This window comes from Duganella sp. CT11-25 (genome assembly GCF_047302815.1).
Taxonomy (GTDB): Bacteria; Pseudomonadota; Gammaproteobacteria; order Burkholderiales; family Burkholderiaceae_D; genus Rugamonas.
In genome coordinates, this window is sequence record NZ_JBKBFD010000001.1 from 536,296 (window position 1) to 557,560 (window position 21,265).

The 21,265-nt window shown below is 65.5% G+C and carries 15 protein-coding genes; 9 read left to right on the top strand and 6 right to left on the bottom strand.

Going from position 1 to position 21,265, the window contains the following annotated elements; translation table 11 throughout:
* The first annotated feature begins 9 nt into the window (after positions 1-9).
* From ACEN9F_RS02225 to ACEN9F_RS02235, 3 genes are read left to right on the top strand one after another with little or no spacing between them, the layout of a single operon-like run.
* A complete protein-coding gene (locus ACEN9F_RS02225) occupies positions 10-1,665 on the top strand; it encodes a methyl-accepting chemotaxis protein (protein WP_413417386.1) in 1,656 nt (551 codons plus the stop codon).
* A gap of 17 nt (positions 1,666-1,682) precedes the next feature.
* Complete coding sequence (locus ACEN9F_RS02230) at positions 1,683-3,458, top strand: EAL domain-containing protein (RefSeq protein WP_413417388.1); 1,776 nt, start codon at positions 1,683-1,685, stop codon at positions 3,456-3,458.
* Positions 3,459-3,504: 46 nt separating this feature from the next.
* Positions 3,505-4,896: a DUF2799 domain-containing protein gene (locus ACEN9F_RS02235; protein ID WP_413417390.1), complete on the top strand. Its 1,392-nt coding sequence runs from the start codon at positions 3,505-3,507 to the stop codon at positions 4,894-4,896.
* Here the strand turns inward: ACEN9F_RS02235 and ACEN9F_RS02240 are convergent.
* The gene (locus ACEN9F_RS02240) at positions 4,893-7,079 is read right to left on the bottom strand and encodes a TonB-dependent receptor (RefSeq protein ID WP_413417392.1); all 2,187 of its coding nucleotides are present in this window, start codon (positions 7,077-7,079) and stop codon (positions 4,893-4,895) included. The two genes, ACEN9F_RS02235 and ACEN9F_RS02240, sit on opposite strands and share 4 nt — an antisense overlap.
* A gap of 125 nt (positions 7,080-7,204) precedes the next feature.
* On the opposite strand from ACEN9F_RS02240, the gene ACEN9F_RS02245 reads away from it, so the two are divergent.
* Both ACEN9F_RS02245 and ACEN9F_RS02250 read left to right on the top strand, forming a co-directional pair.
* Positions 7,205-8,377: a PepSY-associated TM helix domain-containing protein gene (locus ACEN9F_RS02245; RefSeq protein ID WP_413417394.1), complete on the top strand. Its 1,173-nt coding sequence runs from the start codon at positions 7,205-7,207 to the stop codon at positions 8,375-8,377.
* Positions 8,374-8,550, top strand: a complete 177-nt coding sequence (locus ACEN9F_RS02250) for a hypothetical protein (protein ID WP_413417396.1) — start codon at positions 8,374-8,376, stop codon at positions 8,548-8,550. Before ACEN9F_RS02245 ends, ACEN9F_RS02250 begins: the two co-directional genes overlap by 4 nt.
* On the opposite strand, the gene ACEN9F_RS02255 is transcribed toward ACEN9F_RS02250, so the two are convergent.
* The 3 genes from ACEN9F_RS02255 to ACEN9F_RS02265 form a co-directional block, all read right to left on the bottom strand.
* On the bottom strand, positions 8,551-9,555 hold the full coding sequence (locus tag ACEN9F_RS02255) for an NADP-dependent oxidoreductase (RefSeq protein WP_413426942.1): 1,005 nt from the start codon (positions 9,553-9,555) through the stop codon (positions 8,551-8,553).
* Complete coding sequence (locus ACEN9F_RS02260; RefSeq protein WP_413417398.1) at positions 9,555-10,364, bottom strand: oxidoreductase; 810 nt, start codon at positions 10,362-10,364, stop codon at positions 9,555-9,557. Before ACEN9F_RS02260 ends, ACEN9F_RS02255 begins: the two co-directional genes overlap by 1 nt.
* Before the next feature lie 72 nt (positions 10,365-10,436).
* Positions 10,437-11,045 (bottom strand): TetR/AcrR family transcriptional regulator, encoded by a 609-nt coding sequence (locus ACEN9F_RS02265; RefSeq protein ID WP_413417400.1) that lies wholly within the window; start codon positions 11,043-11,045, stop codon positions 10,437-10,439.
* Between the two features lie 74 nt (positions 11,046-11,119).
* Here ACEN9F_RS02265 and ACEN9F_RS02270 point away from each other — a divergent pair, with 74 nt between their 5' ends.
* The 3 genes from ACEN9F_RS02270 to fabI are packed head-to-tail and all read left to right on the top strand — an operon-like array spanning position 11,120 to position 14,032.
* On the top strand, positions 11,120-12,061 hold the full coding sequence (locus ACEN9F_RS02270; protein ID WP_413417402.1) for a phosphate acetyltransferase: 942 nt from the start codon (positions 11,120-11,122) through the stop codon (positions 12,059-12,061).
* Positions 12,062-12,065: 4 nt separating this feature from the next.
* Positions 12,066-13,259, top strand: coding sequence for an acetate/propionate family kinase (locus tag ACEN9F_RS02275; protein WP_413417404.1), 1,194 nt, complete (start codon positions 12,066-12,068; stop codon positions 13,257-13,259).
* The gene (fabI, locus tag ACEN9F_RS02280) at positions 13,256-14,032 is read left to right on the top strand and encodes an enoyl-ACP reductase FabI (protein WP_413417406.1); all 777 of its coding nucleotides are present in this window, start codon (positions 13,256-13,258) and stop codon (positions 14,030-14,032) included. The genes ACEN9F_RS02275 and fabI overlap by 4 nt, the downstream gene beginning before the upstream one ends.
* Positions 14,033-14,040: 8 nt before the next feature.
* Here the strand turns inward: fabI and ACEN9F_RS02285 are convergent, their stop codons facing one another.
* Together ACEN9F_RS02285 and ACEN9F_RS02290 are read right to left on the bottom strand one after the other, a co-directional pair.
* Positions 14,041-16,224: a patatin-like phospholipase family protein gene (locus ACEN9F_RS02285; protein WP_413417408.1), complete on the bottom strand. Its 2,184-nt coding sequence runs from the start codon at positions 16,222-16,224 to the stop codon at positions 14,041-14,043.
* Between the two features lie 37 nt (positions 16,225-16,261).
* The gene (locus ACEN9F_RS02290) at positions 16,262-17,932 is read right to left on the bottom strand and encodes an FAD-dependent oxidoreductase (protein WP_413417410.1); all 1,671 of its coding nucleotides are present in this window, start codon (positions 17,930-17,932) and stop codon (positions 16,262-16,264) included.
* A 192-nt stretch (positions 17,933-18,124) separates the two neighbouring features.
* On the opposite strand from ACEN9F_RS02290, the gene ACEN9F_RS02295 reads away from it, so the two are divergent.
* Positions 18,125-21,262 carry a TonB-dependent receptor gene (locus ACEN9F_RS02295; protein WP_413417412.1) on the top strand — a complete coding sequence of 1,046 codons (3,138 nt, stop codon included), beginning with the start codon at positions 18,125-18,127 and terminating at the stop codon, positions 21,260-21,262.
* Positions 21,263-21,265 lie beyond the last annotated feature (3 nt).

A 21,265-nucleotide genomic window follows, 5' to 3' on the forward strand; every position in this document is an offset into this window, starting at 1 on the left:
GAACACAGCATGGAAACCACCAAGAACGAAATCAGTGTCGCCTCCCGTTTGACCATCGGCTTCGGCATCATCCTGGCGATGATGCTGGTACTGTCGGTCTTCAGCATCTTCAAAGTCAATGCCATCGACAACAGCCTGCTGCACATCAGCGAGGTCAATAACGTCAAGCAGCGCTATGCGATCAACTTCCGTGGCAGTGTGCACGACCGCGCCATCGCGCTGCGCGACGTCACGCTGGTGGCGGACGGCGACATCGCCGGCGTCACCACCCTGATCGACAAACTGGACGCCGACTACCAGCGCTCCGCGCAGCCGCTGGACGGCCTGTTCAACGCCGCCGGCGCCAAGATCACGCCGCAGGAACGCGACTGGCTGACCAAGATCAAGCAGAGCGAAACCCGCGCCACGCCGCTGGTCAAGAAGATCATCGACGCCCGCCGCGCCGGCGACATCGAAGGCGCCCGCCGGATGATGCTGGCCGAAGCCAAGCCGGCCTTCATCGAGTGGCTGGCCGCCATCAACGGCTTCATCGACCAGCAGGAAGACATGACCGAGGCCGAATCCTCACTGGCCCGCAAAGGCGCGCACAACTTCCAGTCGCTGACGCTGCTGCTGGTGGCGATCGCCATCGCGGTCGGTGCCGTGGTGGCATGGCGCGTGACGCAGTACCTGCTGCGCGCCCTGGGTGCGGAACCGGCCGAAGTCAAGGCACTGGCCAGCGCGGTCGATCGCGGCGAGCTGTATCACGAGGTCGAGCTGCGCCACAACGACAAGGACAGCATCATGGCCGTGCTGGTGAAGATGAGCAGCAACCTGCGCACCACGGTCACCGAGGTGCACGACGCCGCCGTCTCTGTCACCACCATCAGCGACCAGATCTCCGAGCGCAACCAAGACCTGTCCAGCCGCACCGAAGACCAGGCCAGCTCGCTGGAGGAAACCGCATCGGCGATGGAGCAGCTGACCGCCACCGTCAAACAAAACGCCGACAGCGCACGCGACGCCAACACGCTGGCGCAGAACGCCTCCGACATCGCCAGCAAGGGCGGCGAGATCGTCGGCGAAGTGGTGCAGACCATGAATGCGATCGACGATTCCTCGCGCAAGATCGTGGAGATCATCAGCGTCATCGACGGCATCGCCTTCCAGACCAACATCCTGGCGCTGAACGCGGCGGTGGAAGCGGCACGCGCCGGTGAGCAGGGCCGGGGCTTCGCCGTGGTCGCGACCGAAGTGCGCAACCTGGCGCAGCGCAGCTCGACGGCGGCGCGCGAAGTCAAGGCGCTGATCGATGAATCGGTGGCCAAGATCCACGCCGGCACGCAGTTGGTGGAGCACGCCGGCGCGACCATGCAGGACATCGTCCACAGCGTCAAGCAGGTCAGCGGCATGGTCGGTGCGATTACCACCGCCAGCGACGAGCAGCGCCAGGGCATCGAGGAAGTCAACCGCGCGATCTCGCAGATGGACCAGGTCACGCAGCAGAACGCGGCTCTGGTCGAGCAGGCTGCCGGCGCGGTGGGCACGTTGCAGGACCAGGCGGCGCATCTGAACCACTCGGTCAGCGTGTTCAAGACCGAGCGCGATGCGTGGCATGCCAAGCCTGCGCGCGCGCAGTCGGCCAAGGCCGGCTATCAGCTGCTGGCAGCTCCGGCGGGTGTTTGAGCATGCCGGAGATCTTATTGAAGAACGACGAATCGGAGCGCGTCGCCGCGCTCCACCAGCTGGGCATCCTGAACGCCAACACCAGCGAGTACTTTGATTCCGTCACGCGCCTGGCCGCCGATATGTTCGGCGTGTCCGGCTCCTACATCTCGTTGATCGACAGCGACCGCCAGTGGCTCAAGTCCACCGTCGGTTTTTGCCCGCCGGGCAACCAGCGCGACCAGACCTTCTGCAACTACACCATCCAGCAGGCCAGCGTGATGATGGTCGAGGATACGCTGCTGGACCAGCGCTTCGCCACCAATCCCATGGTGACCGGCCCGACCGGTATCCGCTTCTACGCGGGCGCGCCGCTGGTGACGCCGGAAGGCTATGCCATCGGCGCGCTGTGCCTCGTCGATACCAGGCCGCGCACGCTGACCGCCACCGAACAGGCCAAGCTCTCCAACCTGGCCACGCTGGTAATGGCGCATATCATGCTGGGCCGCGCCGTCGGCCACATCGACGCCGTCAGCGGCATGCCGAACAAATACCAGCTGATCGAAGACCTGACCGCCTTGGCCAAGCGCCACCCGGGCCAGGACCGCGTGCTGGTCGACATCGACATGCCGGATTCGGTCAAGGCCTTCGAGATCATCCGCGTGCTCGGCGTGTCGGTCTACGACCAGCTGGTGCGCGAGGTGGCCAACCGGCTCAAGCGGCTGTTGGAGGGCAGGGCGCATGTCTATCACCTGACCGATGCGCGCTTCGCCGTCTTGTCCAACGACGATGACACGCAAGGCTTCATCACCTATCTCTACGGCCTGGAGGCGGAACTGCAAGCGCCGCTGCACAACCTGAATGTGCCGCTGGTGCTGCCGAGCTTCGGCGGCATCGTGGTGTTCGACCTGTGCTCCAACTCGGCCAAGGACGCGCCGCGCAAGGCCGCAGCGGCCGTCAACCAGGCGCTGATCAGCCAGCAGCGCTGGAGCGTCTACAACAATGTCGAGGACGAGCGCCAGAAGCGCGCCTTCCGTTTGCTGAACGATGTGCAGGACGGCATCGCGGGCGGCCACTTCCAGCTGCTGTACCAGCCCAAGCACGACCTGGTCAACGGCGCCTGCCTGTCGGCCGAGGCGCTGCTGCGCTGGCACCATGCGGAACTGGGCCCGATATCACCGGCGGAATTCATTCCGCTGGTCGAGAAGACAGCGCTGATCGGTCCCCTTAGCCATTGGGTGATGCGCACCGCGATCAGGCAGATCGCCGAATGGCATGCGGCCGGCAATCAGATCAAGGTGGCGATCAACCTGTCGGCCTACAATTTCGAGGAACCGGACATCGTCTCGCGCCTGTCCGCGCTGTGCACGGAATTCGGCGTCGATCCGCGCTACGTGGAAATCGAATGCACAGAAGGCATCTGGATGGAAGGCGCGGGCATCCTGCAAACGCTGCACGACATCCGCGCGCTGGGCATGAGTCTCGCGCTGGACGATTTCGGCACCGGCTACAGCAACTTCGCCTATCTGCAGAAGGTGCCGGCCACCGTGGTCAAGGTCGACCAGTCGCTGATACGCAATGTGCACAACAACCCGCGCGACCAGCGCATCGTGCGCTCGCTGATCGGCCTGGCGAAAGAGCTGGACTACCAGGTGGTGGCGGAGGGGGTGGAAACCGAACAGTCGCTGCACCTGATCCGCGACTGGGGCTGCCATATCGCCCAGGGCTACCACTTCGCCAAGCCGCTGACGGCACCGGACTTCCTGGATCACGCGATTCGCTATCGCGACGCGCACATGGCGGCCGCAGCGTAGCAATTTGGCATTATAATCTGGCCGCTGAAACTCACAGATAGCTGCCATGAATCCTGCCTTCCGCCTTCTTCCCCTGATACTGGCCTCCGCCTTGATTGCGGGCTGCCAGTCCACTGCGCAGCGCATCGCCGACTGCAAGGCCGGCGACTGGAACGTCATCGGCCACAAGGATGGCATGATGGGCGAGCCGCACAACTACGGCGACCGCAAGGACTTCTGCGACGACCATGCCGACGCCAAGACGCCGGGCGTGGCCGATGCCGCAGCCCGCTACACGGCCGGCTGGGCGCAGGGCAACTGGGACTTGTGGTATGCGCTGGGCGGCGATGACGGCAAGGCCGGCCTGCAGCCGTCGCAGTACGATGTGCGGGCGGGCAGCGAGGACATACGGAAGCACAAGACGCCGCTCAACCGTCCGGCCTACGATGCCGGCTGGACCGTCGGCAATTCGGAATACTGGCGGGACATCGGCAAGCGCGAAGGCACCAGCGGCCTGCCGCTGACGCAGAAGGAGGCCAGCCGCGGCAAGGCCGCCGCCATCCAGTTGCGCTTCGACGAAGCGGCGTATGCCGACGGCTGGCTGGCCGGCAATCGCACCTTCTGGTCGGACGCCGGCTTTACCGACGCCCGCAACGGCACGCCGGATAGCGAGTTCCGTAGCCGCTCGGCGGCCGCGCGCAGCGCCGGCGTGGCGGTGCAGGAAGAATCGTACCGCGCCGCCTGGAACGCGGAGATCGTCAACTACTGGCGCAATCTCGGCACCAGGGATGCGGTCAGCGGCAAGGACTTCGCCATGCGCAGCAAGGAAGCGCGCCAGAAAGGCCTGAAGGTCTTCGAACAGGAATACCGCCAGGCCTGGGAAGCGCGCCTGACCGACTACTGGCGCCAGGCCGGCGCCGATGACGGCTACGGCAAGCCCTTCCAGCTGGAAGACCGTATCGCCAACGCCGGCCGCAACGGCGTATTCACGATCGCCGCCACGCGCGACCTGTACACGGCCGCGTGGACTGAGCAGAACGCCCGGTATTGCGTACCGGAGAATGCGTTTGAAATGGGGCGCGCCAACAGCGGCATCGCCGTCGATGTATGCCGCGCCGAACTGCGCAACCAGCTGAAACACGCTTATGTCAGCGGACAGGATTACGAGATCGCGGCGGCCAAGTACCGGCAGGCGGTGAACGACGTCAACGAACTGGCGGACCGTGTGCGCGACGCACGCAACCGGCTGGGCCGCCTGGACCGCGAGATCCGCGCGAACCTCGATGCCAAGGACCGCGTTGTGAATGACGAGACCAAGAAGCAGGACCGGCGCCGCGAGCAGGACCGGCGCGAGCTGATCGAATATATCCAGCGGCTGGAGCGCCAGCTGGATGACGCCCGCCGTTGGGCGGATCGTCATGACCAGCAGATGCAGCGCCTGCGCCGCGAGATTTACTAGAAGCCGATCGTCGCCGCAACGGTGACGGTGCGCGGCGCGCCCAGCACCAGGTAGCCGGAGCCCGGATAGCCGCCGGCCGAAGCCCAGTAGTTCTTGTCGGCGACGTTATCGATACGCGCGCGGAAGGTCACGTTGCGGTCCAGGATGCGGGTCGCATAGTTCGCGCCGATATCCAGGCGGTGCCATGACGGCAGTTCCTGCGTATTGGCGCCATCCGCGTATTGCGACGCGGTGTACACCGAGCGCGCATTCAGGCTCAGGCCGCGCACGCCCGGCAGATCCCATTCCACACCCATGTTGGCCTGCGTATTCGGCGTTCCGATCACGTCCTTGCCTTGATTGAGGCCACCTTCGGTGACGCGCTGCGTCGCATCCAGCAGCGTCAGGCCGCCCAGCACGCGCACGCCGCGCGCCGGCGTGCCGAACACGGTCAGCTCCAGGCCCTGGTTGCGCTGTTCGCCGTACACGCCGAACAGGGTGCCCCGCACGTAGGCCGATGGCTGGTTCACGCGGAACAGCGCGGCGCTGGCGCCGACATTGCCGTGATCGTACTTGACGCCGACTTCCTTCTGCTTCGAGACATACGGCGCGAATATGACGCCGCTGTTGGTGATCCCGGTGCCCGTTGCGGTAGGGCCTTGCTGCAGGCCTTCGATGTAGTTGACATAGACCGAGACCGACTTGACCGGACGGTAGACGATGCCCGCCACCGGCGTCACTTCGCTGCGGTCGTAGTGCGACAGGTTGGCGGTGGTGTTGTAGTCGTAGCTGTCGGACTTGATGGTCTGGCGGCGCAGGCCGGCCGTCACCAGCAGCCTGTCGTCCAGCATGGACAGCGTATCGGCCACGGCGACGCTGGACAGGATGGTCTTGCTGGTCAGCTTGGGATCGCTCAGCACGCCGCCGGTGAAGAAGTCGGTGGACGGCGCCGCCACGTCGACCGGGTTGTAGATGCTGGTGGCGAAACCGGCGAAGCTGCTGAAGGCGTAGGCGTTGCGCGATTCCTGCCAGTAGGTCGAGGCGGTGGCGCTCAGGCGATGGCCGATGCCGCCGGTGCGCAGTTTGGTGCGCACGCCGATCTCTCCGGTGCGCACGGTGTCGTGGCGCTCGTTGTCGAAGCGGTACATGCTGGCGGCGCCGTTGCTGTCGCTGACTGTCGGCGCGGCCAGGACGTTGGACTCGTCGCCGGAGCGCGCGCCCAGCGCGGCCCATGCCACGCTGTCCTTGCCCAGGTCGTACTCGCCGCGCAGCGTGCCGAAGGTGTCGCACTCGTTCGAGTGGGTCCATTTCTGCGCCCAGTTGCTGCTCGCATCCGGCGCGGCGGGCAGGGCGACGCCGGCGGCGACCGTCACGCTCGGGCGCGCGCCGGTCAGCTTGTGGTCCTGGTGGCCGATGTCGGCCGACAGGCGGAAGTCGCGTGCCTGGAAGTCGACGCCGACCGACGCCACCGTCAGTTCGCGGTGTTCGCCGTCGATCGCCGTGTCGCCGTCGCGGCGCACCGCGTTGACGCGGATGCCGGTGTTGCCATCGGTGCCGAAGCGGCGGCCGATGTCCGCGGCGGCGTAACCCTGGCCGCCGGTTTCGACGCCGACGGTGACCTCCGTCAGGTCGTTGTTGGACGCGCGCTTGGGCAGCAGGTTGATCGAGCCGCCGATGCCGCCGCCGCCCGGCGCCGCGCCGTTCAGGAAGGAATTGGCGCCGCGCAGGACTTCAACGCGCTCCAGCAGTTCCGACGCGACGAACTGGCGCGGCAGCAGGCCGTACAGGCCGTTGTAGGCCAGGTCGTCGGAATTGACGTTGAAGCCGCGGATCACATACAACTCCTGGTAGTTGCCGAAGCCGCGCGAGATGCGCACCGACGGATCGTTCTGCAGCACGTCGGCCACGCTGCGCGCCTGCTGGTCCTGGATGATCTGCTGCGTGAAGTTCAGTGTATTGAAAGGGGTCTCCATCATGTCGACATTGCCCAGCAGACCGAGGCGGCCGCCGCGCGCGACCTGGCCGCCGGCGTAGGCCTTGGTCAGGCCGTCGGCGGAAGCGTCGGCCGAGGCGCTGACCACCACGGTCTGGATCTTGCCATCGGCGCTGTCCGCGGCGGGCGTATTCTGGGCTTGCGCGGCCGCGCTGGCCAACAGCATGGCGGCGAGGGCGAATGGAGACAGTTTCAGGTTCGGGTTGTGCATGATGTTATTTTTGGTAACTAAATGAGATTGATTCTCAATTGTATCCGGATTGCGCGGTTTTTGCTATTAAATGAGAGTGATTTGCATTATCATTATGACTTCCGGCACCGTCACCAACTTTCATCATGACCCCCATCACCGTTCGCCGCTGGGCCTGGGTCCACAAGTGGACCAGCCTTATCTGCACCGTTTTCATGCTGCTGCTCTGCCTGACGGGGCTGCCGCTGATCTACCACCACGAGATCAACCACCTGCTGGGCAACGAGCCGGAAGCGCCGCAGATGGCGCCCGGCACGCCCAAGGCCAACCTGGACGCCATCCTGGCGACGGGCAAGGCCCTGTACCCGGGCAAGATGCTGATGTACATCTCGCAGGAGGCGGACGAGCCGAACATCTGGAACCTGACCCTGGGCGACAACCCGACCGACGAAGGCTTCAAGTCGATCGCCGTCGACGCGCGCACCGCCAAGGTGCTGGCCCAGCCCAAATTCGAAGGCACCTTCCTGGGCGTGATGTTCCACCTGCACGTCGACTTGTACGCCGGCCTGTGGGGCAAGCTGTTCCTCGGCTTGATGGGCTTGTTGCTGGTGATCGCGATCATCTCCGGGGTGGTGCTGTACGCGCCGTTCATGCGCAAGCTGGACTTCGGCGAGGTGCGGCGCGAGCGCGGCCCGCGCGTCAAGTGGCTGGACCTGCACAATATGCTGGGCATCGTCACGCTAACCTGGGCGCTGGTGGTCGGCGCCACCGGCATGATCAACACCTGGGCCGACCTGCTGCTCAAATACTGGCAGTACACCGAGATGGCCGAGATGGTCGCGCCGTACAAGAACCAGCCGCTGCCGACCACACTGGGATCGATGCAGAAGGCGCTCGACAACGCGCGCGCGGCCGAACCGCACATGAAGATCGCCTTCGTCGCCTTCCCTGGCACGCCTTTCACCAGTCCGCATCACTACGGGGTGTTCATGAACGGCGACCAGGCGCTCACCTCGCGCATGTACAAGCCGGTGCTGATCGACGCGCAGACCAGCGAGATCACGGAGAGCCGCGAGTTGCCGTGGTACCTGAAGGCGCTGCTGATTTCGCAGCCGCTGCACTTCGGTGATTACGGCGGCGGCTGGATGCAGTTCCTGTGGGCGATGCTGGATATCGCCACCATCTTCGTGCTGGGCAGCGGCCTGTATCTGTGGCTCAAGCGCGGCGTCCAGACCAGGGCGCCGGAGAAGAAGGGCGCCGGACTCGAACCGGCCGACAGCGCCGTGCCGGCCTACGCCGCGGAAGGGGAGGCGCGATGACGCATACGCCGTTCGTGCGCCTGTGGGGCGCGCCCATTGTGCTGGCGATACTGACCGTCATCGGCCTGCTGTCCGCGCTGCTGGGCGACGGCGTGTGGGATGCGCTGTCGGCCGTCGCGCTGGGCGTGCTGGTGCTGTGCTGCGCGTGGTACGGCTTGCGCCGCCGGCGCTGATCAGTCGCGCATCCGGATAACCACCTTGCCCTTGGCCCGGCCCTGTTCCAGATATGCCAGTCCTTCCTTGGCACGCTCGAACGGGAAAACCTTGTCGATGACCGGGCGGATCTTCGATGCGTCGAGAAGCTCGGCGATCTTTGCCAGTTGTTGGCCGTCCGCACGCACGAACAGGAAGGAATAGCTGGCATCCTGTTTTTTCGCGAGCCGAATGATCTTCCGGCTCAACAGTCCGAACACGAACCCCATGAAGGCATTCATTCCGCGAGCGCGCGCGAAGGCGGCGTCCGGCGGGCCGATAAGCGAGACGACCGTGCTTGCCGGCCTCACGATCCGTAGCGATTTCTCGAGCGCGTCGCCCCTGACGGTACCCAGCACCGCATCATAGCCCCGTAGCGAATCTTCAAAATCCCGCTTCTTGTAGTCGATCACCTCATCGGCGCCAAGGCTGCGCACCAGCTCCACGTTGCCTGTGCTGGTCGTCGTTCCCACTATTGCACCGAGGTGTTTCGCCAGCTGGATCGCGAACGTGCCTATGCCGCCGGAGCCGGCGGGGATGAACACCTTCTGTCCAGGCTTGAGCCGCATGCGCTCATTGAACGCCTGCCATGACGTCAGGCCGACCATCGGTATCGACGCGGCTTGCACAAAGTCCAGTGCGGCCGGTTTAAGCGCGGCCGCATGTTCGGGGACGGCCGCAAATTCGGCGAAGCTGCCGATGCCCAGATCGAACAGGCTGGCATAGACTGCATCGCCCACTTTGAAGCGGGTCACGCGGCTGCCGGTTTCCACCACCACGCCTGCCACGTCACTCCCCATCGTGGCCGGCAGCCGCAACTTGAGCAGCGGCTTGAAAGCCCCCTTGGGAATCATGTAGTCAATCGGATTGAGGCCGGCGGCGTGAACCTCGACCAGGATTTCGTCAGGTTTGATCGCAGGGCGGGGAATATCTGCGAATGCAAGCGGGTCGGCGCCGCCGTAGCGTTTCAGCATCAGTGCTTTCATCATTTACCTTCCAGTCGCAGATCGCTGCGCAGGCCTGCATCCATCACGCCGGCCGGCGCGAAGGTGCGCAGCAGGCGTAGTCGCGCAGCCAGTCCGCCGGAGGTATAGCGCAGCTTCGGTTTGTGTGCCTGCGCCGCTTTCAGCACCGTCTCGGCTACCACCTCCGGCCCTTCGGCGGTGGCCATCACTTCCAGGATGCGGCGGGTAACGGCGGTTCGGACTTCGCGGTAGGCCTCAAGTTTGGCGTCGGGCTCCAACAGATTGGCGTCGAACGGCGTCTTGGTGTAGGCGGGCTCGATGACTACCGAGCGGATACCCCAGTTGCGCAACTCGTGGTCCAAGGATTCCGAATACCCTTCAATGGCGTGCTTGGTCGCGGCGTACAGCGCGCCATACGGCATCGGCACAAAGCCAAGCACCGAGCCGATATTGACGATGCGGCCGCCGCCCTGGCTGCGCATGTGCGGCAGCGCCGCGCGCGTCATGCGCACCACGCCGAAGAAGTTGGTGTCGAAAATGGACTGGGCCTGTCCGATCGAACTTTCCTCCGCGCCGGCAGGCGAGACCCCAAACCCTGCATTGTTCACCAGCAGGTCGATGCGTCCTTCCAGTTGAATCACGGTCGCTACGACCGTTTGGACCGAGGCGTCGCTGGTGACGTCCAGCGGCAGCATTTCGTATGCACGTTGGCCGGCCTGGGCACCACGCCGGCTGGTGCCGTAAACCTTGAAGCCGGCTTGCGTCAAGCGCTGGGCCGTGGCTTCCCCTATGCCGGACGAGGCGCCGGTAACCAGTGCAACCTTCTTCATGGTATTCCTTTTCGTAAAAAATATGACGATCATCATATTGCGGTGCAAAAAAAAGCCCGGCTAAGAACAGTCTCAATCGACAGCCGGGGTGAACTGCTTAAGTGCGGCGGCGCATAGCGCTGCGGACAGCTTGGGGTCATCGACGGCGCGCGCCATCATGGTCGTGCCTATCAGGCCGCAGACCATCGCCATCGCCTTTTCGTGCGCCTGCGGCTGGCCCCAGTCGGGCAGCTGGCGGGCGAACAGATCGATCATTTCCTTGATATGTATGGTCGCCGCGCGCCGCACTTCCGGCGCCTGGCGCGGCATCTCCGACCCCAGCGCCGACACCGGGCAACCGGTCTCGATCGCGGCTATATGCTCCGGCGACAAGTAGGCCTGCATCATGGCCGGTATCGCCTGGCCCGGCGGAGCGGCGGCGGCCACCCGCGCCGCCAGCGCGACCGATTCGGCGCCGGCGCGGTCTCCGGCCTCGGCCAGCAAGGCGTCGCGCGACTCGAAGTGGGCATAGAAGCCGCCGTGCGTCAGGCCGGCTTCCTTCATGATGTCCGCCACACCGGTGCCGCCATAGCCGCTGCGGCGGATGGCGCGCGCCGCTACCTCCACGATGCGCTCATGCGTGGCTTCCTTGCGGCTGACGGCTGCGGGTTTGGTGGTTTTCTTCGACATGACGGTCATCATATACTAATTTTGTATTGTGCGCACACGTTGACTCTTGTTGTTATCATTGCCATGCCATCCACCTTGGAGAGACTATGGAAAAGTCGCAACCGCACTATGACAGGCTGATCGCCGCCGCGCGCGATGCGGGGCCGGCGACGGTCGCCGTGGCGCATCCTTGCGACCGCAACGCGCTGGAGGCAGCGCTGGACGCGGCGCGCCTGGGATTGATCGAACCGATACTGGTCGGGCCGCGCGCCCGTATACAGGCTGCGGCGGAGGCGGCGGGACTGGACATTTCGGCGTTGCCGCTGATCGACACGCCGCACAGCCATGCTTCCGCCGCGCGCGCGGTGGAGCTGGTGCGTGAGGGGAAAGCCGCAGCGCTGATGAAGGGCAGCCTGCATACCGATGAACTGATGGGCGCCGTGGTGGCCGCCGACACCGGACTGCGTACCGCGCGCCGCCTCAGCCACTGCTTCGTGATGGACGTGCCGGGCCGCGCGGAGCCGCTGATCATCACCGATGCCGCCATCAACATCACGCCATCCCTGTCCGACAAGGTCGACATCGTGCAGAACGCGATCGACCTCGCGCATGTCCTTAAATTCGATCCGGTCAAGGTGGCCATCCTCGCCGCCGTCGAAACGGTCAATCCGAAAATGCCGTCCACCATCGATGCGGCGGCTTTGTGCAAGATGGCGGACCGCGGCCAGATCACCGGCGCCGTGCTGGACGGCCCGCTGGCGATGGACAACGCCATCGATCCGGAAGCGGCGGCGATCAAGCATCTGGTATCGCCGGTGGCCGGGCAGGCCAACATCCTGATCGCCCCCGACCTGGAAGCGGGCAATATGCTGGCCAAGAGCCTGACCTTCATGGCCGGCGCGGGCGCGGCCGGCATCGTGCTCGGCGCGCGCGTGCCGATCATCCTCACCAGCCGCGCGGACACGGTGCAAGCGCGGCTGGCGTCGTGCGCGGTGGCGGTGCTGCTCGCGCAGGGTCGGCTGGCCGGCGCCCGTATTCCCGGAGGCTGAGCCGATGGAGGCCAATGACTGCATCATCGTCATCAACGCCGGCTCATCGAGCATCAAGTTCTCGATGTTTAGCGGCGCCACGCTGGAACCGGCCCTGCGCGGCAAGATCGAGAATCTCTACAGCGGCGTGACGCGCTTCATCGCGCAGGATGCCGGGGGCGGCGTCATCGGCGAAAAGCACTGGTCCGACGCGCCGCTGAACCACGAAGCCGCCATGCGCTTCCTGGTCGATTTCGCGCAGGCGCACCTGGATGGTTATCGCGTGGTCGCCGTTGGCCACCGCATCGTCCATGGTGGCGTAGCGTATAGCGGCCCGCGGCGGCTGGACGAGGGCGTGCTGGCCGCATTGGAGAAGCTGATTCCGCTGGCGCCGCTGCACCTGCCGCACAACCTGGCGCCGGTACGCGCGGTGATGGCGATGGCGCCGGACGTGCCGCAGATGGGCTGCTTCGACACCGCCTTCCACACCGGCCAGCCGGCGGTGGCGCAGGCCTTCGCGCTGCCGGCGCACATCACGGAACAAGGGGTGCGGCGCTACGGTTTTCACGGGCTGTCCTACGAATACATCGCCAGCCGCCTGCCGCAGGCCGATCCCGCGTTGGCCAGCGCCAAGGTGGTGGCGGCCCACCTGGGCAACGGCGCCAGCATGTGCGCGATGAACGCCGGCCGCAGCGTCGCCAGCTCGATGGGCTTCACCGCCGTCGATGGCCTGCCAATGGGCACGCGCTGCGGCGCTCTCGATCCCGGCGTGGTGCTGTACCTGATCGATGAACTGGACATGGATGTGGCGGCGGTGCAGAAGCTGCTGTACCAGGAATCCGGCCTGCTGGGCGTCTCCGGCATCTCATCGGATATGCGCACGCTGGAGCAAAGCGACGATCCGCGCGCCAGGGCCGCCATCGCGCTGATGGTCTACCGCATCGGCCGCGAACTGGGCTCGCTGGCGGCGGCGCTGGGCGGGCTGGATGCGCTGGTGTTCTCCGGCGGCATAGGCGAAAACAGCGTTGCCCTGCGAGCCGCCGTCTGCCGCGACGCCGCCTGGCTGGGCGTTGAACTCGATGAAGCGGCCAACGCCGCCAATCCGCGCGGTGTGGCGCGCATCAGCAGCGCCGGCAGCAGGGTCGCCGTGTGGGTGGTGCCGGCCAACGAGGAACTGATGATCGCGCGGCATACGCAAACCTTGTTGGAGCGGACATGAATACGGAAACCGTTTATCCCATTTTGGCCGGCAAGCGCGCACTGGTGGTGGGCGTGGCCAATGAGCACTCGATCGCCTGGGGCTGCGCGCTGGCCTTCCGCAAGCTGGGCGCCGAGGTCGTGCTCACCTACCTGAACGAGAAGGCGTTGCCGCACGTGGCGCCGTTGGCGGCGCAGATCGACGCCAGGCTGCTACCGCTGGACGTCACGCAGCCGGGCCAGCTGGAGGCGCTGTTCGCGACGCTGGCGCAACAGGGCCGGCTCGATATCCTGGTGCACTCGATCGCCTTCGCGCCCAAGGCGGACCTGCAGGGCGGCCTGCTCGATTGCTCGCTGGAGGGCTTCCTGCAGGCGATGGACGTATCCTGCCACTCCTTCGTGCGCATGGCCAAACTGGCCGTGCCGCTGATGACGGAAGGCGGCAGCATGTTCGCCATGAGCTACCACGGCGCGGAGAAAGTCGTCCCGAACTACAACGTCATGGGGCCGGTGAAGGCCGCATTGGAAGCCGCCTGCCGCTATCTGGCTTATGAGCTGGGGCCTCGCCACATCCGCGTGCACGCCATTTCGCCGGGGCCGCTGCAAACCCGCGCCGCCTCCGGCCTGAAGGATTTCGACCGGCTACTAACCGACGCCGTGGCGCGCGCGCCGCTCGGCGAACTGGTGGACATACTCGATGTCGGGAACACCTGCGCCTACCTGGCATCGCAGTACGCGCGCCACCTGACCGGCAGCACGGTCTACGTGGATGGCGGCCTGAATATCGTCGCTTAGTTGAGCGGCTAAGGTTTTCCGATCAGCAGATACAGCGCGTTCCTGTTGCGCGCGGCGCGGCCGGCGCCCAAGTACATCGGCCCGAGCGGCGTATCGACCGCGATGAAGACTGCGTTGCTGTGCACCGTCTGCTCGCCGTCCTGCGAGTTGATGGTGTTGCCCATGCGGCCCAGCTCCGCCGACACGCCGACGAAGGCGCCGTCCAGCAGGCCGGCGCTGGAGATGCGGTAGTTGTACACCAGCTTACCGAAGTGCAGGCTTTTCCCCAGCAGCTCGCCGGTCCGGTAGCCAGACAGGCGCAGGAAGCCGCCGAACGGGATCAACTCCGTATCCGGCAGTTCGCTGTCGCCCAGCTTGTGCTGCACCTCCATCGCCGCCTGCAGCGAATGCGGACCGCCCGCCATCGCCGTCAGCGCGGAGAACGACAGCTTGTTGTAATTGGTGTCCGCACCCAGCGCGGTGCGCGACGAATACAGTTGCAGGTCGGCCTTGACGCCGGAGGTGGGGAAGGCCAGGTTGTCGAGCGTGTCCGCGCGCAGGCGCAGCTGCAGGCCGGCCGCGCGGGCGCTTGGCAGCAGTTCGGAGGCTGGAATGAAACTGGTATCTTTCAACAGCTTGGCGTGGCCGCGCGAGACGCCGATGCGCACCTCGCCCCATTCAGCCACCGGTGCGCCCAGATCGATGCCGGCACTCACAGACTCGCGCCGGTAGCGCGCCAAGCGGTCGCCATTGTCGTAGATGTCGAGCGGCGTGCGCTCGGCCGCGAGATGCGCGCTGGCGAACAACCGCTGGGCCGGCGTCAGCGGCTGCAGCCACTCGGTGGCGATGCGGTCGGAATGGCCGATCTCGATATCGTTGCGCCATTCCGCACCCAGCGAGTTAAGCCAGGTCCAGCGATGCGAGGCCCTCAGCGAGAAGAAGGAATCGCCCTCGAAGTCGGTCGATACGCCCAGTCCCAGCCGGAGGTATTGCGGACCCCACGATTTTTCATTGACCGTAGTGGTCATCACATGGCTGCCGTCGGGCAGGGGGCTGATGGCGTAGCTGACGTGCTCGAAGTCGCCGCGCCCGAACAGGCGGCGCATGTCGCGCTCGGCCTTTTCGGGATCGAACAGGTCGCCCGGCTGGGTTTCCATCGTGCCGCGCAGCGATGCTTCCGGCACGCGCTGGGCGCCGGCGATGCGCACATCGCGCAGCAGCACGCCGCGGTGGGCTGGCTCGCCGTGGCGCGCCGCCGCCAGTTCGGCATAGTCCTGCTCCGAAATGGAATAGCGCCGCAGCTGGTCCTCGGCCTGGTGTCCGGCCAGCTCGCCGTAGGCCTCGGCCTCCTTCAGCAGGTCGAAGCTGCCGGCATCGACGCCGGACAGGTCCGGCGTGATCAGCACGTCGCGCGAACTCAGCTCCTGCAAGGACACGCGGACATTGGAGGCGGTCAGCATGCGCGTCATCTGGTCCGACATCGACAGTACCGACTTGATCTCGTCGCGCCGCAACAGCGGGGTGCCGATGTTGACCGCGATGACCACGTCGGCGCCCATCGCCCGCGCCACGTCGACCGGCAGGTTGCGCGCCACGCCACCGTCCACCAGCAGCCGGCCGTCGATTTCCACCGGATTGATCGCGGCCGGTATGGCCATGCTGGCGCGCACCGCCTGCGCCAGGTTGCCGTCGCCCAGCACCACCATCTCGCCGGTGCTGACATCGGTGGCGATGGCGCGGAAGGGAATCGGGAAGCGGTCGAAGTTGTTGGACGCCTGGCGCGCGGTCAGGCGCCGCAGCACCGCTTCCAGCGCCACGCCCGCCACCGCGCCCTTGGGCAGCGAAATGCCGGCCGGGCCGATGCCGATCTCCGGGCCGACGTAGCTATCGGCGTCGTCGGACTTGCGGGCCACCGACAGGTCGTTTCGGGCCACGTCGTGAAACAGGTTGGCGGTACTGAGCTTCTGCATTTCGCGCTCGATGTCGGCGGCGGGAGTGCCGCTGGCATAGGCCGCGCCGACGATCGCGCCGGCGCTGGTGCCGACGATGATATCGACCGGCACCCGCAATTCCTCCAGCACCTTGAGCACGCCGATATGGGCTCCACCGCGCGCTCCGCCGCCCGAGAGCACCAAGCCCACCTTGGGCCGCTCCTCGGCGAGTACCAGATGGGGAAACAGGCAAAACAGCAATAGGACGGGGAGTTTTTGCATGCCCCCGATGGTAGGCTTGTCTTTCAATTTTGTAAAGTCATTGCGCGGGCAGGCGCGCCATGTAGGCATGGATCTGCGAGACCACGGCGGCGCCTTCGCCGACCGCCGCCGCCACGCGCTTGGTGGACCGCGCGCGCACATCGCCGATGGCGAAAACGCCCGGCACGCTGGTCTCCAGTCCGGCGCGGGTGGACGGCGCACCGCCCGCCACGTCAAAGCCGGTCAGGATGAAACCCTTGTCGTCGACCTCCACGCCGCAGTCGCCGAGCCATCCGGTGTTGGGATCGGCGCCGATGAACAGGAACACGCGGCGGATAGCATGGCCTGTCTCGACGCCGCTGCGGTGGTCGCGGATGCGTACCTGCTGCAGGCCTTCCTCGTCGCAGCCTTCCAGCGCGGCGATTTCCGACTGCGTGTGCAGGAAGATATTCGGTGTCGCCGCGATGCGTTCGATCAGGTAGCTGGACATGGTCGAGGCCAGGCTGTCCTTGCGGATCAGCATATGCACCTTGGCCGCGTGGGCGGCGAGGAAGACCGCCGCCTGTCCGGCCGAGTTGCCGCCGCCGACCAGCACCACGTCCTCGCCGGCACATAGTCCGGCCTCCAGCGGCGAGGCCCAGTAGTACACGCCCTTGCCCTCGAACTGCTTCAGGTTGGCCAGGGAGGGGCGGCGGTAGCGCGCGCCACAGGACAGCACCACGCTGCGCGCGCGCAGGCGCGTCAGGCTGCCGCACATCTCGACCTGCAACGGATTCTGGTCGCACAGCAGGCGTCCGGCCGGTGCCGGTATCGCCATCTTGACGCCGAATTTTTGCGACTGCACATAAGCGCGGCCGGCCAGCGCGCCGCCCGAAATGCCGGTCGGGAAGCCAAGGTAGTTTTCGATGCGGGCGCTGGCGGCGGCCTGGCCGCCGTAGGCGCGCGTCTCCAGCGCCAGCACCGACAAGCCTTCCGACGCCGCATACACCGCCGTCGCCAGCCCCGCAGGACCGGCGCCGACCACGATCACGTCCCACACCTGGTCGCCGCCCAGGTCCGGCAGCGTGCCGAGGCAGCGCCCCAGGTCGACCACGCTGGGATTTTTCTTGACGCCGCCGTCCGGGCATACCACCAGCGGCCAGTCTTCGGCCTGCGGCTGGTAGCGCTCGCACAGCGCGCGCGCCTGTTCGTCTCCACGCGGATCGAGCACCTTGTGCGGATGGCCGTTGCTGGAAAGCCAGCCTTGCAGCGCATGCATGCGCGGATGGCCGGGCGTCGCGACCAGCACCAGGCCGCAGGCTTTGCTGTCGATCAGTTCCACGCGCCGCAGGATGAAGGCGCGCACGATGCGCTCGCCCAGTTCCGCCTCCGCTGTCAGCAGCGCGCGCAAGGCTTCGGTGGTCAGCGCCAGCACCTCGACCTCGCCGACCGCGTGGCCGTTGACCAGCGATGGTGCGCCGGAGAACTGGCTGATTTCGCCGGCGAATTCTCCCGGCAGATGTTCGGTGATGACCGAGCTGTTACCCAGTCCATCGTAGCGGCTGATGCGCACCACGCCTTTCAGCACAACGTACAGGCCGAAGCTGGTGCGGCCAGCCTCGAACAGCATGTCGCCGTCGCGGAAGCAGGCCAGCGCGCCGAAGCGCTGCATGCGCTTGATCTCCGCCGGCGTCAGTTTCGGGAGCGCCTGGTCGGCGCGTGTTTTGAAGGTGTCGTAGATGGTGGCCATAGTCCCAGTCTAGCGCGCTTTTATGCTGCACTGCCAGATTCAAAAGTGAGAGGCGGATATGCGACGGTCCCGATCATCATTGTGATTCTTTGATCGTGCGACGATTTTTTCGCGCAGGCCGAACATAGAATGCGATCACAAGCTGATTATAAAACACCGGCCAACCATAGGCCGAGATACGGGAGACCATAAGTGATCAAGCATTTGAACCAAACGGCGCACAGCCGGTACACCAAGCGTGCCATGGCGGCGGCAGTCGCCTCCGCGGTCGCATCCATCCTGGCCGCCAACACCGCGATGGCCCAGCAAACCGAAGCCGCCGCGCAGCGCGCGCCGGACGAGGTCAAGCCGGAAACCATCGTGACCGTGGTCGGCACGCGCAAATCGGTGGCCTCGGCCATCGACCGCAAGATCCGCAACTCCACCGTTTCCGATTCCCTGGTGGCTGAAGACATCAATCAGTTCCCGGACAAGAACGTGGGCGAGGCGCTGTCGCGCATCACCGGCGTGCAGCTGACGCGCGACTTCGGCGAAGGCTCGCAGATCTCGATCCGCGGCGTCGAGCCCGACCTGAACAGGGTCGAGGTCAACGGCATGTCGGTGCTGGGCACCAACGGCGGTGCGGGTCGTGGCGCCGAGCTGCGCGAACTGGCCTCCGAACTGATTTCGTCGATCGACGTCTTCAAGGGCAGCACCGCCGACCTGACCGAGGGCGGCGTTGGCGGAACGGTGGTGATCACCACCCGCAAGCCGCTGGACTTCAAGAAGCTGACCATCGCCACCACGCTGGCCGGCGAGCAGGCCAGCAGCCGTGGCGGCGTCCAGCCGCGCGCCAGCCTGCTGATCGCCGACCAGTTCCTCGACGGCCGGCTGGGCCTGATGGCCAACGTGGTGTACGACGATGTACGCACCCGCAACGACTACTCGCGCAACACCTCGTGGCGCTTCCTGCGCGACTGGGATTTTTCGCCGGATAAGACGGTCGTCAGCACCGATCCAGCGGTGGCCGCCGTTTCCACCGCCGCCGGCTGCTCGACCGCCGCGCTGACGGCGGCGCAGAAGACCGCCTGCGCCTCGCAATGGTCGGACTACTCGCCCGGCATCTCGCGCTATGGCATCTGGACCCGCGACCACAAGCGCTCGTCGGCCGAACTGACCGCGCAGTACAAATTCAGCAATGAGCTCAAGGGCTACGTCAGCTACCAGGGCAACTACCAGGACCAGCGCCTCAACGACCGCAATTTCGGCACCGATCTTGGCGCCGTCACGCGTCTGGCCAACTCCGGAACCGCGCCGACCTACAGCGCTACCGGCGTGCCGAGCGGCGGCACCTGCGCCACGGTTCCCGCCACCAGCACGCCGGCCGGCGTGGTGGTCACCAACCACTATGTCACCCAGTACACTGTCGGCAACTGCCTGAACGCCGCCGGCCTGGGTGGGCAGGGCGCCTTCTCCACCGCCGCCCGCGACTACAAGCTGAAGATCGACTCCAATTACGCGACGACGGGCTTCACCTACAAGAGCGGCGCGCTGGAAGCCGAATTCCTCGGCGGGACCTCGCGCTCGACCTATCACAACGAGACCAACAACATCGTGCTGACGCAGAACGCGCCCGGTCTGAAGGTCACGCTGGATGCGCAAGGCTTGCCTCACTTCGCCTTCCCTGCCGGCTATTCGCCGGACGACGCCAGCTCCTATGTCCAGGCGCAGCTGCAATACCGGCCGTATGAAGCCAAGAACGGCGAGGACCAGCTCAAGCTCGATTTCAAATACCGTCTCAGCACCCCGTTCCTGTCCAAGGTCTGGTTCGGCGTGCAGGGCCGCAAATCGACGTCGCAGCGCTATGACGGCGGCGGTTACCTGGTCAGCAACGGCAGCAACCTGGCTTCGACGGCCGACGACATCAACGCCGTCACCGCCAACGTCAACCAGACCCTGATCTACGACCCGCTCTACACCGGCAGCGCCCAGCGTCCGCCCGATGTGCTCACCGGCCAATCCGTCAACTGGGCCACCAGCTACATCAGCGCCGCGAAAATGCAGGAACTGATCAACGCCGTGCGTGGCCGTTCGCCGGGCACCTTCTTCACCGGCTACGACAAGATCAGCGATATCCCGAGCGGCTGGATGACGCCCGTGTACGAGAACGCGACGAAATACTTCGACGTCTCGCACTTCAACTTCGGCAACGTCTACAACACGCCTGGCAGCGACGGCAAGACCTATCCGCAGATCCCGACCTTCATGGTCGACGAGCGTATCAAGTCCGCGTATCTGCGACTGGACTGGGATACCGAAGTGTATGGGCACCAGATCTGGGGTAACATCGGCACGCGCTACACCGGCACCCGCGACAAGGCCACCGGCCTGCTCAAGCTGCAGGTGCGCCAGGCCTCGTCGGCCAGCGGCGGCTACACCGACTACGTGGTCGGTAGTTCGGTGGCGAGCGTCGAGAACACCTACCACGACTACCTGCCGAGCTTCAACGCGATGGCCTGGGCGATCCCGGACCAGTTCATGGTGCGCTTCGGCCTGTCCAAGGTGATGTCGCGGCCGCGTGTCGACCTGCTGGTTCCCGGCGCCACCTGCACGGTCGGCAGCGGCCTGGCGCAATTCGGCGGCGATGGACAGGATGACTGCACGGCCGGTAATCCGAACCTGAAGCCGTTCCGCGCGACCAATACGGACCTGAGCTTCGAGTACTACCCAAGCGCGGACAGCCAGTTGAGCATGGGCCTGTTCAAGAAAGAGATCAACAGCTACATCCTTGAAAAGCAGCTGGTCAAGGGCGTGGACCTGTTCAAGAACGGCCAGCTGTTCGACGTCACGCAGGCGATCAACGGCCAGGGCGCCACCACCAAGGGTGTTGAACTGACGGCGCGTACCGCCTTCACCTTCCTGCCCGGCTGGATGAGCGGTTTCGGCGGCGACGTCAACTACACCCGCATGACGTACAAGTACGCGCCGGGCACGGAACGTCTCAATGTACTGGACGGCACCGTGCTGCCATATCCTGGCCTGTCGAAAAACAGCTACAACGCCGCGCTGTGGTATGACCTGGGCAAGATCAATGCGCGCCTGGCCTACAACTACCGCGACCGCTTCTATACCGGCACCAACGACGTTTCGGGTAATCCCAACTTCCAGGAGAAGACGGGCTTCCTCGACGCCAAGTTCCAGTATCGTTACAATGACCACGTGACGTTCTCGATCGAAGGCAAGAACCTAACGGACCAGGCGCAGACCACCGACGCCGGCGATCTGTTCCGGGTCAACGAGCTGGCTTGGTCGGGCCGCCGCTACTTCTTCAGCGTATCGGTTAAAAACTAAGGG

Bases quoted from the DNA above. Each gene is read 5' to 3' on its own strand.
- ACEN9F_RS02235 (WP_413417390.1), top strand. From the start codon at position 3,505: ATGAATCCTGCCTTCCGCCTTCTTCCCCTGATACTGGCCTCCGCCTTG.
- ACEN9F_RS02225 (WP_413417386.1), top strand. From the start codon at position 10: ATGGAAACCACCAAGAACGAAATCAGTGTCGCCTCCCGTTTGACCATC.
- fabI (WP_413417406.1), top strand. From the start codon at position 13,256: ATGAATACGGAAACCGTTTATCCCATTTTGGCCGGCAAGCGCGCACTG.
- ACEN9F_RS02240 (WP_413417392.1), bottom strand. From the start codon at position 7,079: ATGCACAACCCGAACCTGAAACTGTCTCCATTCGCCCTCGCCGCCATG.
- ACEN9F_RS02290 (WP_413417410.1), bottom strand. From the start codon at position 17,932: ATGGCCACCATCTACGACACCTTCAAAACACGCGCCGACCAGGCGCTC.
- ACEN9F_RS02245 (WP_413417394.1), top strand. From the start codon at position 7,205: ATGACCCCCATCACCGTTCGCCGCTGGGCCTGGGTCCACAAGTGGACC.
- ACEN9F_RS02270 (WP_413417402.1), top strand. From the start codon at position 11,120: ATGGAAAAGTCGCAACCGCACTATGACAGGCTGATCGCCGCCGCGCGC.
- ACEN9F_RS02250 (WP_413417396.1), top strand. From the start codon at position 8,374: ATGACGCATACGCCGTTCGTGCGCCTGTGGGGCGCGCCCATTGTGCTG.
- ACEN9F_RS02275 (WP_413417404.1), top strand. From the start codon at position 12,066: ATGGAGGCCAATGACTGCATCATCGTCATCAACGCCGGCTCATCGAGC.
- ACEN9F_RS02265 (WP_413417400.1), bottom strand. From the start codon at position 11,045: ATGATGACCGTCATGTCGAAGAAAACCACCAAACCCGCAGCCGTCAGC.
- ACEN9F_RS02255 (WP_413426942.1), bottom strand. From the start codon at position 9,555: ATGAAAGCACTGATGCTGAAACGCTACGGCGGCGCCGACCCGCTTGCA.
- ACEN9F_RS02260 (WP_413417398.1), bottom strand. From the start codon at position 10,364: ATGAAGAAGGTTGCACTGGTTACCGGCGCCTCGTCCGGCATAGGGGAA.
- ACEN9F_RS02285 (WP_413417408.1), bottom strand. From the start codon at position 16,224: ATGCAAAAACTCCCCGTCCTATTGCTGTTTTGCCTGTTTCCCCATCTG.